This is a genomic window from Pseudoxanthomonas sp. PXM03, from assembly GCF_014852005.1.
Classification (GTDB): domain Bacteria; phylum Pseudomonadota; class Gammaproteobacteria; order Xanthomonadales; family Xanthomonadaceae; genus Pseudoxanthomonas_A.
Window position 1 is genome coordinate 1,138,505 of the sequence record NZ_JACVAU010000001.1, and the last position, 15,248, is coordinate 1,153,752.

Sequence of the window (15,248 nt, forward strand, 5' to 3'; positions counted from 1 at the left end):
ACAGCAGACGGGGGGCTTGCGCCCCCCGTCGAATCGCCCGCATGGACGCTGGGATCAGAACGCGCCGCCGAAGGTGAACTGCAGGCGTTCCAGCTCGTCGCCGTCTTCCTTCTTGATCGGGAAGGCGTAGCTGATAGAGATCGGGCCGACCGGCGCACGCCACAGCAGCGAGATACCGGTGGATGCGCGCAGCTCGCCGGCATCGAAGTTGTCCACGCCGTCGAACACGTTGCCGAAGTCGAAGAACGCCGCAACGCGCGCGGCGTTGGAGTCGAACAGCTTCGGGAAGATCAGTTCGACCGAGCCGGTGGTCTTCAGCGAACCACCCAGCGGCTGGCCGCGGTAGCCGGAAATGACCTCCGAGCGCGGGCCCAGCGTGTTGTCGCGGAAGCCACGCACGGACCGCGTGCCACCCGCGTAGAAGTTCTCGAAGAACGGCAGACCGGTCGCGACCAGTGTCCTGTCCAGCGTGCCGCCATCGGCGCACGTGCCATCCGCAGCGGGCGGGGTGGTGGTCCCCTGGCCCGGGATCTGGGGGTCGGAGCCGTTGGCGCGGCAGATGTAGCGGTAGATGTCTGAGCCGTAACTGTCGCCGTAACCGATCTCGGCGCGGGTGTTCAGCACGAAGGCGGGGCTGAGCGACCAGTACTTCGAGAACTCGTAGTTGAGCTTGTAGTACTCGACGGTGGAGCCCGGGAGCGCGACTTCGGCCGAAATGCGCTGGTAGGTGCCGCCCGTGGGCATGAAGTAGTCGTTGCGCGTATCGCGCGCCCAGCCAATCTCGGCACGCCAGGCATGGAAGGTGCGCTGGCCGACGGCATCGATGTAGTCGATGATCGCCTGCGGCGTGGAGCCGCCGAAGGTCAGGATCTCGTTGCTGTCGACGCCGAACAGCAGCGAGACGGTGTCGTTTTCGGAGATCGGCAGGCCCAGGACGCCTTGCGCGGCAGCGCTGGTGGTGGAGTACTGGGCGGTGTTGAAGTCCGAGTAATCGAACTCGCGCCACCACAGGTTGTAGCCCAGCGACATGCCTTCGTCGGTGAAGAACGGGTTGGTGTAGGAGAACGAATAGCGCTGCAGGTAGTCGCTGCGCTGCGCTTCCACCGACACGCGGTTGCCGCCGCCGAGGAAGTTGTTCTGCGACAACTGGATCGAGGTGGTCAGGCCGGACAGCTGCGAATAGCCCAGGCCGAACACGAAGCTGCCCGAGGTCGTTTCCTTCACGTTGAACACCACGTCGACCTGGTCGGTCGTGCCCGGCACGGGCGTGGTTTCCGCGTCCACCGTCTCGAAGTAGCCCAGGCGGCGCAGGCGCACGCGCGAGCGGTCCACGGCGACCTGGGAGAACCAGCTGCCTTCGAACTGGCGCATCTCGCGACGCAGCACTTCATCGGCCGTGCGCGTGTTGCCCTTGAAGGTGATGCGGCGCACGTTGACGCGCGGGCCGGGCACCACCTGCAGGTTGATCGCGACGGTACGGTTCTCGCGATCGATGGTGGGGATCGGATTCACCTGCGCGAACGCATAACCGATGTTGCCCAGTGTCGAGGTGATGGTGTCGGACGTCATCTCGAGCAGGATGCGCGAGAAGGTCTGCTCCGGCTTCACGATCACCAGCTTCTCGATTTCCTCCTTCGGCAGCACCGTGTCGCCGGTGACCTTCACGTCGGAAATCTTGTATTGCTCGCCTTCGGTGATGCCGGCGGAGATGAACATGTCGCGCTTGTCGGGACTGATCGACACCTGGGTGGAGTCGATGCTGAAGTCCACGTAGCCGCGGTCCAGGTACCAGGAGTTCAGGCGCTCCATGTCGCCCGACAGCTTCTCCTTCGAGTACTGGTCGTCGCGGCGGTACCAGGACAGCCAGGTGCTTTCCTTGGACTCCCAGTTCTCCAGCAGGTCCTCGGTGGGGAACTTCTCGGCGCCGATCACGTTGACGTGCTTGATCTTGGCCGCCTTGCCTTCCTTGACGGCAATGGTCACGTCCACGCGGTTGCGGTCGAGCGGGCTGACCGTGGGGGTGATCTCGACGTTGTACTTGCCGCGGTTGTTGTACTGGCGCACCAGTTCCTGGGTGACGCGGTCCAGGCTCAGGCGGTCGAAGGTCTCGCCCTCGGCCAGCCCGATGTCCTTCAGGCCCGTCAGCAGGTCTTCGGTCTTGATGTCCTTGTTGCCGGTGAGGGTCAACTTGTTGATCGCCGGGCGCTCGGTGGCGGTCACCACCAGGATGTCGCCCTGGCGGTCGAGCTTCACGTCCTCGAAGAAGCCGGTCTTGTACAGCGCGCGGATCGACTCGGACACGCCGGCCGAGGTGACCTGGTCGCCCCGTTCGATCGGCAGGTAGGTGAGGACGGTACCGGTGGAGATGCGCTGCAGGCCATCGATGCGGATGTCCGTGGCGGTGAACGAAGCGCTGCCCAGCGGCTCGGCCATTGCGGGTGCGGCGGCGGGTTCCGTCGTCTGGGCCAGTGCCGGCATGGCGATGGCCGAAGCCAGGGCGAGGGCAATCAGGCGGCGGGAAGGCAGTCGCGTCATCATTACATCCGGTTGGGGTGGTTCCTGCAGAGCAGGGGTGGATCGCAGGGCCGCGGTCCGGGGTGTCGCCAGGAAGGGACAGGCCGCCTTGGAGCGGGCCTGCCCGGGAAAGTTCAGGGGCATCAGGTCACCAGACGCAGGATGTCGTTGTAGAACGCCAATCCCATCAGGCCCGCCAGTGCGGCCAGGCCCATATATTGTCCGGCCACCATGTGGCGCTCGCTCAAGGGGCTGCCCTTGACCAATTCAATAAGGTAATACAGCAGGTGGCCGCCGTCCAAGACGGGGATCGGCAGCAGGTTGATGATGGCCAGGCTCAGCGACATGGCCGCCAGGAACCAGAGGAACCAATCCGGCCCGCGTTTGGCGGAGACATTGGCGACCTGGGCAATGGTGATCGGGCCCGAAACGTTCTTCAGCGAGGCGTCCCCGGTGAGCATCCGGCGGATCATGCCCAGCGAGTCCGAGGTCAGCTTGCCGGTTTCGCGCAGGGCGGCCGGGATGGCGGCGACCGGGCCGTAGTGGAGCGTGGCGTCGTAGCCGGGCATCTGCACCTTCGCGGGAGGCGCCAGGCCCAGGGCCCAGTAGTCGCCCTGGCCTGCGTCGGGATGCCGGGTCCGGCGCGGCGCCAGTTCGAAGGCCAAGCGCTCGCCGGCACGGTCGACTTCGATCATGGCCGCGCCTCCGCGCTTGCCCAGTGCATCGACCTCGGTGGCGATGTCGTTGAAGCCGTGTACCGGCTGGCCATCCACGGCCGTCACCACGTCGCCGACTTGCAGCACGCCATCGGCGGCCGAGCCTGGAGTGACCTTGCCGATGACCGCCGGCGTCATCCAGTGCCGCCAGACCAGCCCGCTCAGGCCGATGGCGTTCTCCTGGTCGAACCCGGCCGGCAGGCGGGACAGCGGCAGCGTGCGGGTCAACTGGCTGCCGGAGGCGGTTTCCACCTCGACCGGAACGTCATCACCATCGATGGCGGCCTTGGTGAGCACGATGGAGGCGTCGGTCCAGGTATCGATCACGCGGTCGCCGATCCGGACGATCCTGTCGCCGCGCATGAAGCCCGCATCGGCGGCAATGCCGCTGACGCTGCCCAGCGTGGCCGAGTAGTCCTGCTTGCCCAGCACGAACATGGCCCACAGCAGGACGACGCAGAGCAGGACGTTCGCCAGCGGGCCGGCGGCGACCACGGCGATGCGCTGCCAGACCGACTTGCGGTTGAAAGCCTGGTCCTGTTGCGCGGCGGGGACGTCGCCCTCGGCCTCGTCCAGCATCTTGACGTAGCCGCCCAGCGGGATGGCCGCGATGGCGAACTCGGTGCCGTGGCGGTCGCGGCGCGACCACAGCGGCTTGCCGAAGCCCACCGAGAAACGCAGCACCTTCACGCCGCAGCGGCGCGCCACCCAGTAGTGGCCGAATTCGTGGAACGTGACCAGCACGCCCAGGGCCACGATCATCCACCAGATTGAGCCCAGCACGTCACTCATCGGATGTCGGCGCTCATGGGAAGAGATGGCCTGCGAGGTTGCGTTCGGTAACTCGGCGTGCCTGCGCATCCGCTTCCAGCAGCGCATCCAGCGAATCGGCCGGCGTTGCGGGCAACGCGGCGAGGGCATCCTCGACCAGCGCAGGAATGGATAGGAAACCGATCCGGCCCTGAAGAAAGGCTGAAACTGCGACTTCGTTCGCAGCGTTCAGGACCGCTGGCGCCGTGCCGCCGGCCGTCATTGCGTGCCAGGCCAGCCGCAGGCAGGGAAAGGCATCCAGGTCGGGCGCCTCGAAGTCCAGCCGTGGATGCCGCAACAGATCCAGGCCGGGCACGCCCGATGCGATCCTGTCCGGCCAGCCCAGTCCCACGGCCAGCGACGTACGCATGTCGGGCAGCCCCAACTGCGCCAGCGTGGAGCCATCGACGAATTCCACGAGGGAGTGCACCAGGCTCTGCGGATGCACCAGCACGTCCAGCCGTTCGCGCTCCACGCCGAACAGGTGATGGGCCTCGATCAGTTCCAGCCCCTTGTTCATCAGGGTCGCCGAGTCGACCGAAATCTTCGGGCCCATCGACCATTTGGGATGGGCGACGGCCTGTTCGCGCGTGACCTGCCCGAGCGCCGCCCGGCTCCAGCCGCGGAACGGGCCACCCGACGCGGTCAGCACGATGCGGCTGACCTCGCCCTGAGCCTGTCGTGAACGCAGACACTGGAAGATCGCGTTGTGCTCGCTGTCGATCGGGATGATCTCGGCGCCAGCGGCATCCGCGGCGGCGGTCATCAGCTCACCGGCGAGGACGAGCGACTCCTTGTTGGCCAGCAGCAGGCGCTTCCCGGCGCGGGCCGCCGCCAGCGTCGACGACAGGCCGGCGGCACCCACGATGGCGGCGACGACAATGTCGCAGCCCGGGTCGGACACCAGCGCATCCAGTTCGGCGGCACCGGCATGTGCACGCGTCGGCAGCCCGGCGTCGGACAGGCCGTCACGCAGGCGTGCGAACTGGCTTTCGTCGGCGACGACGGCATGGTCCGGGCGGTGCAGGGCGCACAGCGCAAGCAACGCATCCACGCTGCTGCCGGCGGCAAGCACGCTGGCGCGATAACGCTCGGGGTGGCGCGCGACGACATCCAGCGTCGATGCTCCGATGGAGCCGGTCGCGCCGAGAACCGCCACGTTGCGTTGTGCGTGCGCGGCCATGCTCAGAATCCGAAGACTTCCTTGCCCAGCACGAAGATGGGCAGTGCCGCCAGCACGCCGTCGATGCGATCCAGCACGCCGCCATGGCCGGGGATCACGTCGCCCGAATCCTTGGCGCCGACATGCCGCTTGAGCAGGCTTTCGAACAGGTCGCCGGCCACCGAGAACAGCACGGTGAACACCGCCACCAGCAGCACGCCGGGCACCTGCGCCACGTCTACACCGGCGATGAGTGCACCGACGCCCGCCACCAGCATGCCCGCAGCCAGGCCACCGAGCAGCCCTTCCAGCGTCTTGTTGGGGCTGATGCGCGGAGCGAGCTTCCTGCCGCGGAACCAGCGGCCGCCGAAGTGGCGCCCTGCGAAATATGCGCCGCTGTCGGCCGCCCAGACGATGGCCAGCGCGACGAACAACCAGATGTGTCCGTTCGGCTCAGAGGAGTGGATCAGGCCCAGCGAGCACCAGGCGGGCACCACGGCCAGCGTGCCGGCGGCCAGCTTGAACACGCGCGCCCAGGTCTCGTGATCGGACGCGAAATGGAAGAAGCGCAGCCACAGCAGCGCCATCAGCCACCACACCGCGCCCACGAGGGCCATCAGGCGCAAGGGGACCAGATCGGTCGATCCGCGCGATGCCCACACCAGCAGCACCATCAGCAGCAGGTTGGCGGTCAGCAGCACGGTGCGCTGCAGGGTGTCGTCGATCTCGGCGAGCTTGAACCACTCCCACAGCCCGACCAGGAACACCAGCGCCGCCAGCATCACCAGCCACGACGTGGGCAGCAGCAGGATCGCGCCGATGGCGAAGGGCGCCATCACCAGCGCTGCGATGACGCGGGTGCGGGTGGCGCTGGGCGTGCTCATGCGGTTGTGTCCTCGTGGGTGCCGCTGGCGATCTGCGCGCTGGTCAGGCCGAAGCGGCGCTCGCGCTGCGCGAAGTCGTCCAGGGCGCGCTGCAGCAGCGTCGCGTCCAGGTCGGGCCACAGTACGTCGGTGAACCAGAGTTCGGTATAGGCCAACTGCCACAGCAGGAAATTGCTGATTCGATGGTCGCCACCGGTGCGGATGAAGAGGTCGGGCGGCGGCAGGTCGGCCAGCGCGACGTGGGCGCCGAGCGTTGCTTCGTCGATGTCCTCGGGGCGCAGGCGTCCGGCGGCGACGTCGGCGGCCAGTGCACGCGCCGCGTGCGCGATGTCCTGGCGCCCGCCATAGCTGGCCGCGATGACGAGGTGCAGGCGCGTGTTGCCGCGGGTCAGCGCCTCGGCCGCGTCCATGCGTGCGCGGATGTCGGCGGAGAATCGTGCGCGGTCGCCGATGAAGCGCACGCGCACCTCGCGGCGGTGCAGTTCGTCGACTTCGCGGTCCAGCGCGTTGAGGAACAGCTTCATCAGCGCGCCGACTTCTTCCTCGGGGCGACCCCAGTTCTCGCTGGAGAACGCGAACAGGGTCAGCGCGCCGATGCCGCGCTCCAGGCAGAAATCGATGCAGGTATTGACCGCGCGCGCGCCGGCGCGATGGCCGATCACGCGCGGGCGGCGGCGACGCTCGGCCCACCGGCCATTGCCGTCCATGATGACGGCCAGATGGCGGGGCACGGACGCGGGGACGGCAGGGGACATGGCAGTCCTCAGACCGCCATCAGTTCCTGTTCCTTGGCCTTGACCACGTCGTCGACGTCCTTGATGGACTTGTCGGTGAGCTTCTGGATCTCGTCTTCGGTCCGGCGCTCTTCGTCTTCGGTGATCTGCTTGTCCTTCAACAGGTCCTTGACCTGCTGGTTGGCATCGCGGCGGATGTTGCGGATCGCCACCTTCGCGTCCTCGCCTTCGCCATGGACGACCTTGGAGAGCTCCTTGCGGCGTTCTTCGGTCAGCGCCGGCAGGTTCAGGCGGATGGTGGTGCCGGCGGTATTCGGGGTCAGGCCCAGGTCGGATGCCAGGATGGCCTTCTCGACCGCGCTGACCATCTGCTTTTCCCACGGCGTGATCGTGAGCGAGCGGGAGTCGGAGACGGTCACGGTGGCGACCTGGCTCAGCGGCATGTCCGATCCGTAGTAGTTGACCTTCAGGTGCTCGACCAAGGCAGTGGAAGCGCGTCCGGTGCGGACCTTCACCAGCGTGTGGCGGAGCGCCTCGATGCTCTTGGTCATGCGCGCCTGCGCGTCTTTCTTGATGTCGTTGAGCATCGCCCTTTCCGTTGCAAAGCCTGTAAACGACCGATTATAGGGCGATTCGGTGCCGTTGCCGACCGTCCGCACGCCGTTCAGTGGGAATGATGCGGCGCCGCATCGTGCAGGTCATGGCCGCATACCGCGCCGCGTTCGATCTGCAGGGTGGCGTGGTTGATGCCGAAGGTGTGGTCCAGCGCATGCACGGTGGCGTCGATGAAGGCATCGTGGTCGTCTTCGCGCGCCCGTACCAGGTGGGCGGTCAATGCGATCTCGCCCGCGCCCAGCGACCAGATGTGCAGGTGGTGCACGGCCGACACGCCGGGCCGGGCCTTCAGGAACGCGCCGACTTCGACCGGGTCGATGCTCGGCGGCACGGCGTCCATCGCGGCATCGAAACTGTCGCGCAGCAAGCCCCACGAGCCCACGGCGACCACCACCGCGATCAGCAGCGCCGTGGCCGGGTCCAGCCATGCCCACCCCAGCGTGGCCATGCCCACGCCGGCAAGCACGGCGGCCAGCGACACCGCGGCATCCGCCATCAGGTGCAGGAAGGCGCCACGCTTGTTCAAGTCGTGGGCGTGCCCGTCCTTCACCAGCCACGCGGCGCCCAGGTTGACCAGGATGCCCAGCGCCGCCACCACGATGACGGGTGTGGCCGGGATCTCCGGCGGCGCGCTGAAGCGCCGGAAGGCCTCCCAGCCCAGCGCACCGGAGAAGACCACCAGCAGCACCGCGTTGGCGAGCGGGGAGAGCAGGGTGGCGCGACGCCAGCCGTAGGTGTGCCGGCCACGCGGTGCGCGCCTCGCCAGGGCGGCGGCACTCCACGCCAGCGCCAGTCCCAGCACGTCGCCGAGGTTGTGCAGGGCATCGGACAGCAGCGCCAGCGAATTGGTATGGAAGCCGTAACCGGCTTCGAGCGCGGTGTACGCCAGGTTGATCAGCGTGACCCAGGCGAAAGTGCGCGTCGCCGACGCGTGCGGGTGGGCGTGTGGCCCGTGACCGTGGTGGTGTCCGTGTCCCATGGTGGACTAGGGTGCCGGCCGGGGCTGGCCGGACACTATTACAGCAAGCGAAGGGACACGCCCTGCGGAAAGGTCTTCAGCCCCAACCGCACCCTGCCCGCGTTCCGGCGCACGCGATTGCGCGCCGTGCAGACCGGATGGCGGTGGAAAGCGCTGCCACATTCGCATTCGAGCCTCGCGGCGTTCTGTCCGCCGTGTAGGGGCCGAAGCCCCCCGCCCACAGGGAGCTCAGCCGCGCCCTTTCACCAGGGTGCCGACATGTTCGCCGCGCAGGATCCGCATCAGGTTGCCGGGCACGGACAGGTCGTAGATGCGCAGCGGCACGTCGCTGTCGCGGCACAGGGCGAACGCGGCGGTATCCATCACCTGCAGGTTGCGCGCGATGACATCGTCGTAGGTCAGCTGGTCGAAGCGCTTGGCGTCGGCGTGCTTGCTGGGATCCTTGTCGTAGACCCCGTCCACCTTGGTGGCCTTCAGCAGCAGGTCCGCACCGATCTCGATGGCGCGCAGGGCGGCGCCGGAATCGGTGGTGAAGAACGGGTTGCCGGTGCCTGCCGCGAAGATCGCGATGCGACCTTTCTCCAGGTGGCGGATGGCGCGGCGGCGGATGTAGTCCTCGCACACGTCGTTGATCTTGATCGCGCTCATGACGCGGCACTTGGCGCCCAGCTTTTCCAGCGCGTCCTGCATGGCCAGCGCGTTGATGACCGTGGCCAGCATGCCCATCTGGTCGCCGGTGACGCGGTCCATGCCGCCTGCGGCCAGTCCCGCGCCGCGGAAGATGTTGCCGCCGCCGATTACCAGGCCCACCTCGGCTCCCGCGTCGCGGGCTTCGATGATCTCGCGCGCGATGCGGCCGATCACGGCCGGGTCGATGCCGTAATCCTCGGCCCCCATCAGTGCCTCGCCGGACAGTTTGAGCAGGATGCGGCGATAGACCAGGGGGGCGGGCATGGTGAGTTCTCGGCGTGGGGAAACCGCGGCAATTCTAGCCGAGCGCGTCGCTTCAGTCGCCGGGTTCGTAGATCGAATACAGTTTGCGCGCGGTTTCCAGCACCTCCCACGTGCCGGTGAACCCTGCGGGCACGACGAAACTCTGGCCCGCTTCCAGCACGATGTCCTCGCCATCATCGCTGCGCAGGCGGACGCGCCCGCTGAGCAGGTGGCAGAACTCGTGCTCGGTGTAGTGCACCCGCCATGCGCCCACATCGCCTTCCCATACGCCGCAATGGAAACGGTCATCCCGGGTGGAGTAGGCGTTCTCGACCGCCTGCAGGGGGCGCCCACGGATCAGTCGCTCGGCGGCAATGGGCGCTCGCGCAGCCGCCTCCAGCGTGTGTGGCACGGGAACGATGCGGGACATGGGTGGGACCTGCGGCCGGGGCGGATATGATGGCGCTCCTTCCCGCCATCCATCAAGGAACGGACATGAGCGTGCGCACCCTGCAGGAATTCCTCGCATCATCGAAGGAAAAGGATGCGACGGCCGACGCATTCGAACTGGAAAGCCCGCATCTGCTGGAAGTCCGGTTGAACGGTCTGGTCTGGGCCAAGGCCGGCGCGATGGTCGCGCGCAAGGGCAGCGTGAAGTTCACCCGTCAGGGCATGCTGGAACAGGGTTTGGGGAACCTGCTGAAGAAGGCCGTCAGTGGCGAAGGCATGCAACTGATGAAGATCGAAGGGCAGGGGCGTGTCTACCTGGCCGATGCCGGCAAGCGGATCACGCTGCTGCGTCTCGCGGGGGAATCGATCTTCGTCAACGGCAACGATGTGCTTGCGGTGGAGGCCAGCATCGAGAGCCGGATCACGATGATGCGCAAGGTCGCCGGGATGCTGTCGGGAGGGCTGTTCAACGTACGCCTGAGCGGACACGGCATCGTCGCCATCACGTCGCACTACGAACCCCTCACGCTGCCGGTGAACGCGCAGACCGGGCCCGTGTTCACCGACCCGAATGCCACGGTGGCATGGTCGGGCGGATTGACGCCGGAGATCATCACCGATATTTCGCTCGGCACCCTGCTGGGCCGCGGCTCGGGCGAGAGCATCCAGTTGCGTTTCGCGGGCGACGGCTGGGTGGTGGTACAGCCTTACGAAGAAGTGGCGCTGCAACCGAGGCAGTAGCCACGGGGCCTGTCAGGGGCCGATGGCGCCGACCGATACCCGGTTGCGGCCTTCGCGCTTGGCGCCATACAGCGCTTCATCCGCCGCGCGAAGCAGGTCATCGACGTGGCGGAACTGTTCCAGTGCACCCTGCGTGGCCAGCCCGGCCGAGAAGGTGATGTGCAGTGGCTGGCCGTCGACATCGGCCATCGCCACGCCGGCCACCTCCGACAGGATGCGTCGCACGACCTGGGCGGCGGCCTCTTCGCCGATGCCCGGCAAAACCACCAGGAATTCCTCGCCGCCATAGCGGGCGACGATGTCGCTGCCGCGCACCTGCCGCATCAGCGCCTTGGCGAAATTGCGCAGCACTTCATCGCCGACCAAGTGCCCCCAGCGGTCATTGACCTGTTTGAAGTCGTCCAGGTCGATGAAGGCGATCGACAGCGGCCAGCCGTGCCGCGTGGCGGCATCGAACTCCTTCTCGAGCACTTCTTCCAGCTGGCTGCGGTTGTAGGCCCCGGTCAGCGGGTCGCGCCGCACCTCCTCCGCCAGCCGGCGCGCACGGTCTTCGTGCTCGTTGGCTTCCTTGCGGGCGCGCGCCGCGTCCTGGATTTCGCGCAGGTTGCGCACGACCAGCAGCTCGCGTGCCTGGTCCAGCAAAGCCTGGATGCGGGCCGGTGGGGCGGGGGGTACGTCGAACAATGCGTAGACCTCGGGCAGCGCCACGAGCATCTCCTCGGTCAGGGCGAGGAACCCCGGGTAGTCGATCCCGAGCCGCGTGGCGGCCTGCATCGCCGCATGGCGATGCGCATCCTCCGTCCGCGCTTGGTCCATTCCCGCCAGCCAGATGTCGGCAATGTGGCCGGACACGGCCACGCACGCATTGAACGGGGTGTCCGACGCGGGCATCTCGCTCTCGATGATCGCTTCCCTCAACAGCGCCGGCAGGTTCCACTGCCGCGCCAACCACCCGCCCACCGTGGCGTGGTCGCACCCCAGCCAGTCGCGCTCGGCGGCCAGCAGTTCGGCATTGCCCACGGCGCGTTCGACCAGCCGCGCATAGTCATCGCCCAGGACTTCCAGCAGGGCCAGCACGCCGATGTCCTGCAGCAGCCCGGCCAGCATCAGCTCTTCCACCTTGCTGATGCCGGCACGCTGGCCCAGCACCCGGCTGGCCAGCGCGGCGATGACGCTGCGACGCCAGACGCGCTCCTGCGCGGCAGGATGGGTGCCGCTGCCGCAGCGTGACAGGGAGAACCCCAGTGCCAGCGTCAGGGTGGCATTCAGGCCCAGCACCGTGAGCGCCTGCGAAAGGTTTTCCACCCTGCGGCGACTGGCGTAGAGCGGGGAGTTGGCGATGCGCAGCATGCGCGCGCTCAATGCCGCATCCAGCCCGATCGCATCGGCGGCCGTCGCCATCACCACGTCCGGATCCTGCGCGAGCTCGATGATCCGCAATGCAACGCCGGGCGGGCTGGGCAGATTGCGGCAATTCAGCAGCTGGGCTTCGAGTTCGGGACGCATCCGGGTGCGGGCCACGCAAGTGGGAATTGCCGGCAGGATGCCAGCAATGCGCGACGAAGTGTCACGTTTGAAACCAGTTTCGGCACGGAACGTGCAAACTTGAGGCGTAGTCGACCAACGGTCACGGCGTGCGCGACGGCATCCGCTCCCGCCCGCTACGCGGGCAACAAAAAAGCCGCGGTTCCCCGCGGCTTTTCCGTCGAAGCGGAGCGGAAAGGCTTACGCCAGGCCGGCCTGCTTCATGACTTCGGCGGCGTAGTCTTCCACCACCTTCTCGATGCCTTCGCCGACCACCAGGCGCTGGAAGCCGACCACGTCGGCGCCGGCGGCCTTCACGACCTGCTCGACCGACTTGTCGCTGTCCAGCACGTACGGCTGGCCGTACAGGGTCACTTCGTTGACGATCTTGTTGATCTTGCCCGAGATGATCTTCTCCAGGATGTCGGCCGGCTTGGCCTTGTCCTTGTCCGACATCTTGGCCAGTTCGATTTCCTTTTCCTTCGCCACGAACTCGGCCGGCACGTCGGCGGCCTTGTTGTGCGGCGGGTTCATCGCGGCGATGTGCATCGCCAGGCCGCGGGCCAGTTCGGCATCGCCACCCTTGACCTCGACCAGCACGCCGATCTTGCCGCCGTGCACGTAGGCCGCGACGTTGTTGGCGCTGTCGATCGACACCAGGCGACGGATCTGCATGTTCTCGCCCAGCTTGGCGATGGCGGCGGCGCGGGCTTCCTCGACGGTCTCGCCCGAGGCCAGCTTGGCGCTCTTCAGCGCTTCCACATCGGCGGCACCCGAGGTCAGCGCGGCCTGCGCGATGGCGTCGGTGAAGGCGATGAAGTTGGCATCCTTGGCGACGAAGTCGGTCTCGGAGTTGATCTCGACCAGCACGGCCTTGCCGCCGTCCTGGGCCACGGCCACGCGGCCTTCGGCGGTGACGCGGTCGGCCTTCTTGTCGGCCTTGGCCAGGCCCGACTTGCGCAGCCACTCGGCCGCGGCGTCGATGTCGGCGTTGTTCTCGGTGAGCGCCTTCTTGCACTCCATCATGCCGGCGCCAGTGCGCTCGCGCAGTTCCTTGACCAGGGAAGCGGTGATTTCCACGGGATTACCTCTATTTGGATTGGCAAAGCCCCTCTCCCGTCGGAAGAGGGGTTGGGGTGAGGGTGCGGCGGAGTCGCGATGCATGCAGCGTCGACGTGCTCCGTACCCTCATCCGCCCTTCGGGCACCTTCTCCCGATGGGAGAAGGCGGAACATGGGCCGCCGCGCAGCATGGCGCGGCGGCATTGCAGCCGGATTACTCGGCGGCGGCTTCGTCGGATTTCTTGCTGGCGGCCTTCTTGGCCGGGGCGCGACGGGCACCCTTGTCGTCGCCACCGTCGGCGAACTCTTCCTCGCGCACGCTGGCGGCGTTCGGCTGGGCGGCCTTGCCTTCCAGCACGGCGTCGGCGGCGGCGCGGGCGTACAGCTGCACGGCGCGGATGGCGTCGTCGTTGCCGGGGATGGCGTAGTCGACCAGGGCCGGGTCGTAGTTGGAGTCGACCACCGCGATCACCGGGATGCCGAGCTTCTTGGCTTCCTTGATGGCGATGTCTTCATGGCCGATGTCGATGACGAACAGCGCGTCCGGCAGGCGGTTCATTTCCTTGATGCCGCCCAGCGAGGCCAGCAGCTTCTCGCGCTCGCGGCGCAGGCCCAGCACTTCGTGCTTGACCAGCTTCTCGAACGTGCCGTCGGTTTCGGCGGCTTCCAGTTCCTTCAGGCGGGCGACCGACTTCTTCACGGTGGCGAAGTTGGTCAGCGTGCCGCCCAGCCAGCGCTGGGTCATGAACGGCATGCCGCAACGCTCGGCTTCTTCCTTCACGGCCTCACGCGCGCTGCGCTTGGTGCCCAGGAAGAGGATGGTGCCGCGCTTCTGCGCGACGCCCGAGATGAAGTTCATCGCGTCGTTGAACAGCGGAACGGTCTTCTCGAGGTTGATGATGTGGATCTTGCCGCGGGCGCCGAAGATGTACGGCGCCATCTTGGGGTTCCAGTAGCGGGTCTGGTGGCCGAAATGGACGCCGGCTTCCAGCATCTGGCGCATGGTGACTTGGGGCATTGCAGTGACTCCATCGAAGGGGAACCCACCGTCCGGTTCAATGGAGGACGGCGCCGGTGAGGGCGGGGTTCCGGGGTTGGGCCTCCCTGCGGCTTCCGTGTCCGAACCCTTCAGCGAAGGGCACCCCGGCACGGGTTGGGGCAGCAGGTGTGGATTCGTCGGTGTCGCCCGACGTGGGCGGTCCGGCCGGGCGAACCCGGGCGCGAAGCCGCGGGAGTATAGCGGTCTTACCCCTCTCGCCGCAAACCGGCCCCGTCCTGTCACCCTGGGAAGTGGGCCCCGGCCGTTCAGCCCGGGCGTCAAATGGGGGATAATCGGCCAATGGCCATCCAGCTCAAGACTCCCGAAGACCTCGCCCAGATGCGCATCGCCGGCCGCCTGGCCGCCGAAGTGCTGCAAGTGGTCGCCCCGCACGTGAAGCCGGGCGTGACCACCGCCGAACTGGACCGCATCTGCCACGATCACATCGTCAACGTGCAGAAAGCCATCCCGGCCAACGTGGGCTACAAGGGCTTCCCGGCGACGGTCTGCACCTCGGTCAACAACGTCATCTGCCATGGCATCCCGAGCGAAGCGAAGGTGCTCAAGGATGGCGACATCCTCAACATCGACGTCACCGTCATCAAGGACGGCTGGCACGGCGACACCAGCCGCATGTACATCGTCGGCACCCCGTCGGTGATGGCGAAGCGGCTGGTGGACACCACCCGCGAAGCCATGTTCCGTGGCATCCGCGCAGTGAAGCCGGGCGCCACCCTGGGTGACGTGGGCCACGCGATCCAGCAGTACGCTGAAGCCGAGCGCTTCAGCGTGGTGCGCGAGTACTGCGGCCACGGCATCGGCAAGGTCTACCACGACGAGCCGCAGGTGCTGCACTACGGCCGCCCCGGCGAGGGCGTGGTGCTGAAGCCCGGCATGACCTTCACCATCGAGCCGATGATCAATGAGGGCGCGCGCCACACCCGCGTGCTGCCCGACGGCTGGACCGTGGTCACCAAGGACCGCAAGCTGTCCGCGCAGTGGGAGCACACGGTGGCGGTGACCGAGGACGGCGTCGAGATCCTGACCCGCGTGCCGGGCGACGACAACGACCTGTGAGCACCACGA

At 67.2% G+C, this 15,248-nt stretch carries 14 protein-coding genes; 2 read left to right on the forward strand and 12 right to left on the reverse strand.

Annotated features, from left to right (window positions below):
• Nucleotides 1-54: 54 nt before the first annotated feature.
• The 9 genes from bamA to IB223_RS05245 form a co-directional block, all read right to left on the reverse strand.
• Nucleotides 55-2,535, reverse strand: coding sequence for an outer membrane protein assembly factor BamA (gene bamA / locus IB223_RS05205; protein WP_192200578.1), 2,481 nt, complete (start codon nucleotides 2,533-2,535; stop codon nucleotides 55-57).
• A gap of 122 nt (nucleotides 2,536-2,657) precedes the next feature.
• Complete coding sequence (gene rseP, locus IB223_RS05210) at nucleotides 2,658-4,022, reverse strand: RIP metalloprotease RseP (protein ID WP_192200579.1); 1,365 nt, start codon at nucleotides 4,020-4,022, stop codon at nucleotides 2,658-2,660.
• Nucleotides 4,023-4,035: 13 nt separating this feature from the next.
• A complete protein-coding gene (dxr, locus tag IB223_RS05215; RefSeq protein ID WP_192200580.1) occupies nucleotides 4,036-5,223 on the reverse strand; it encodes a 1-deoxy-D-xylulose-5-phosphate reductoisomerase in 1,188 nt (395 codons plus the stop codon).
• A 2-nt stretch (nucleotides 5,224-5,225) separates the two neighbouring features.
• The gene (locus tag IB223_RS05220) at nucleotides 5,226-6,086 is read right to left on the reverse strand and encodes a phosphatidate cytidylyltransferase (protein WP_192200581.1); all 861 of its coding nucleotides are present in this window, start codon (nucleotides 6,084-6,086) and stop codon (nucleotides 5,226-5,228) included.
• Nucleotides 6,083-6,841: a polyprenyl diphosphate synthase gene (gene uppS / locus IB223_RS05225; RefSeq protein WP_192200582.1), complete on the reverse strand. Its 759-nt coding sequence runs from the start codon at nucleotides 6,839-6,841 to the stop codon at nucleotides 6,083-6,085. Before uppS ends, IB223_RS05220 begins: the two co-directional genes overlap by 4 nt.
• 8 nt (nucleotides 6,842-6,849) lie before the next feature.
• On the reverse strand, nucleotides 6,850-7,407 hold the full coding sequence (gene frr, locus IB223_RS05230) for a ribosome recycling factor (protein WP_142123811.1): 558 nt from the start codon (nucleotides 7,405-7,407) through the stop codon (nucleotides 6,850-6,852).
• Between the two features lie 77 nt (nucleotides 7,408-7,484).
• On the reverse strand, nucleotides 7,485-8,414 hold the full coding sequence (locus IB223_RS05235) for a cation diffusion facilitator family transporter (RefSeq protein ID WP_192200583.1): 930 nt from the start codon (nucleotides 8,412-8,414) through the stop codon (nucleotides 7,485-7,487).
• A gap of 228 nt (nucleotides 8,415-8,642) precedes the next feature.
• Nucleotides 8,643-9,368 carry a UMP kinase gene (gene pyrH, locus IB223_RS05240; RefSeq protein ID WP_192200584.1) on the reverse strand — a complete coding sequence of 242 codons (726 nt, stop codon included), beginning with the start codon at nucleotides 9,366-9,368 and terminating at the stop codon, nucleotides 8,643-8,645.
• A gap of 52 nt (nucleotides 9,369-9,420) precedes the next feature.
• Nucleotides 9,421-9,777: a cupin domain-containing protein gene (locus IB223_RS05245; protein WP_192200585.1), complete on the reverse strand. Its 357-nt coding sequence runs from the start codon at nucleotides 9,775-9,777 to the stop codon at nucleotides 9,421-9,423.
• 65 nt (nucleotides 9,778-9,842) lie between these two features.
• On the opposite strand from IB223_RS05245, the gene IB223_RS05250 reads away from it, so the two are divergent.
• Nucleotides 9,843-10,538, forward strand: a complete 696-nt coding sequence (locus IB223_RS05250; RefSeq protein WP_192200586.1) for an AIM24 family protein — start codon at nucleotides 9,843-9,845, stop codon at nucleotides 10,536-10,538.
• Nucleotides 10,539-10,550: 12 nt separating this feature from the next.
• Here IB223_RS05250 and IB223_RS05255 read toward each other — a convergent pair whose 3' ends face one another.
• The 3 genes from IB223_RS05255 to rpsB all read right to left on the reverse strand — a co-directional run bounded on the left by IB223_RS05255 (nucleotide 10,551) and on the right by rpsB (nucleotide 14,141).
• Complete coding sequence (locus tag IB223_RS05255) at nucleotides 10,551-12,044, reverse strand: GGDEF domain-containing protein (RefSeq protein WP_192200587.1); 1,494 nt, start codon at nucleotides 12,042-12,044, stop codon at nucleotides 10,551-10,553.
• 219 nt (nucleotides 12,045-12,263) lie between these two features.
• A complete protein-coding gene (gene tsf / locus IB223_RS05260) occupies nucleotides 12,264-13,142 on the reverse strand; it encodes a translation elongation factor Ts (RefSeq protein ID WP_192200588.1) in 879 nt (292 codons plus the stop codon).
• Nucleotides 13,143-13,337: 195 nt separating this feature from the next.
• Nucleotides 13,338-14,141 carry a 30S ribosomal protein S2 gene (rpsB, locus tag IB223_RS05265; RefSeq protein WP_192200589.1) on the reverse strand — a complete coding sequence of 268 codons (804 nt, stop codon included), beginning with the start codon at nucleotides 14,139-14,141 and terminating at the stop codon, nucleotides 13,338-13,340.
• Between the two features lie 321 nt (nucleotides 14,142-14,462).
• Between rpsB and map the strand changes: the two genes are divergently transcribed.
• On the forward strand, nucleotides 14,463-15,239 hold the full coding sequence (map, locus tag IB223_RS05270; protein WP_192200590.1) for a type I methionyl aminopeptidase: 777 nt from the start codon (nucleotides 14,463-14,465) through the stop codon (nucleotides 15,237-15,239).
• The last annotated feature ends 9 nt before the right edge of the window (nucleotides 15,240-15,248 follow it).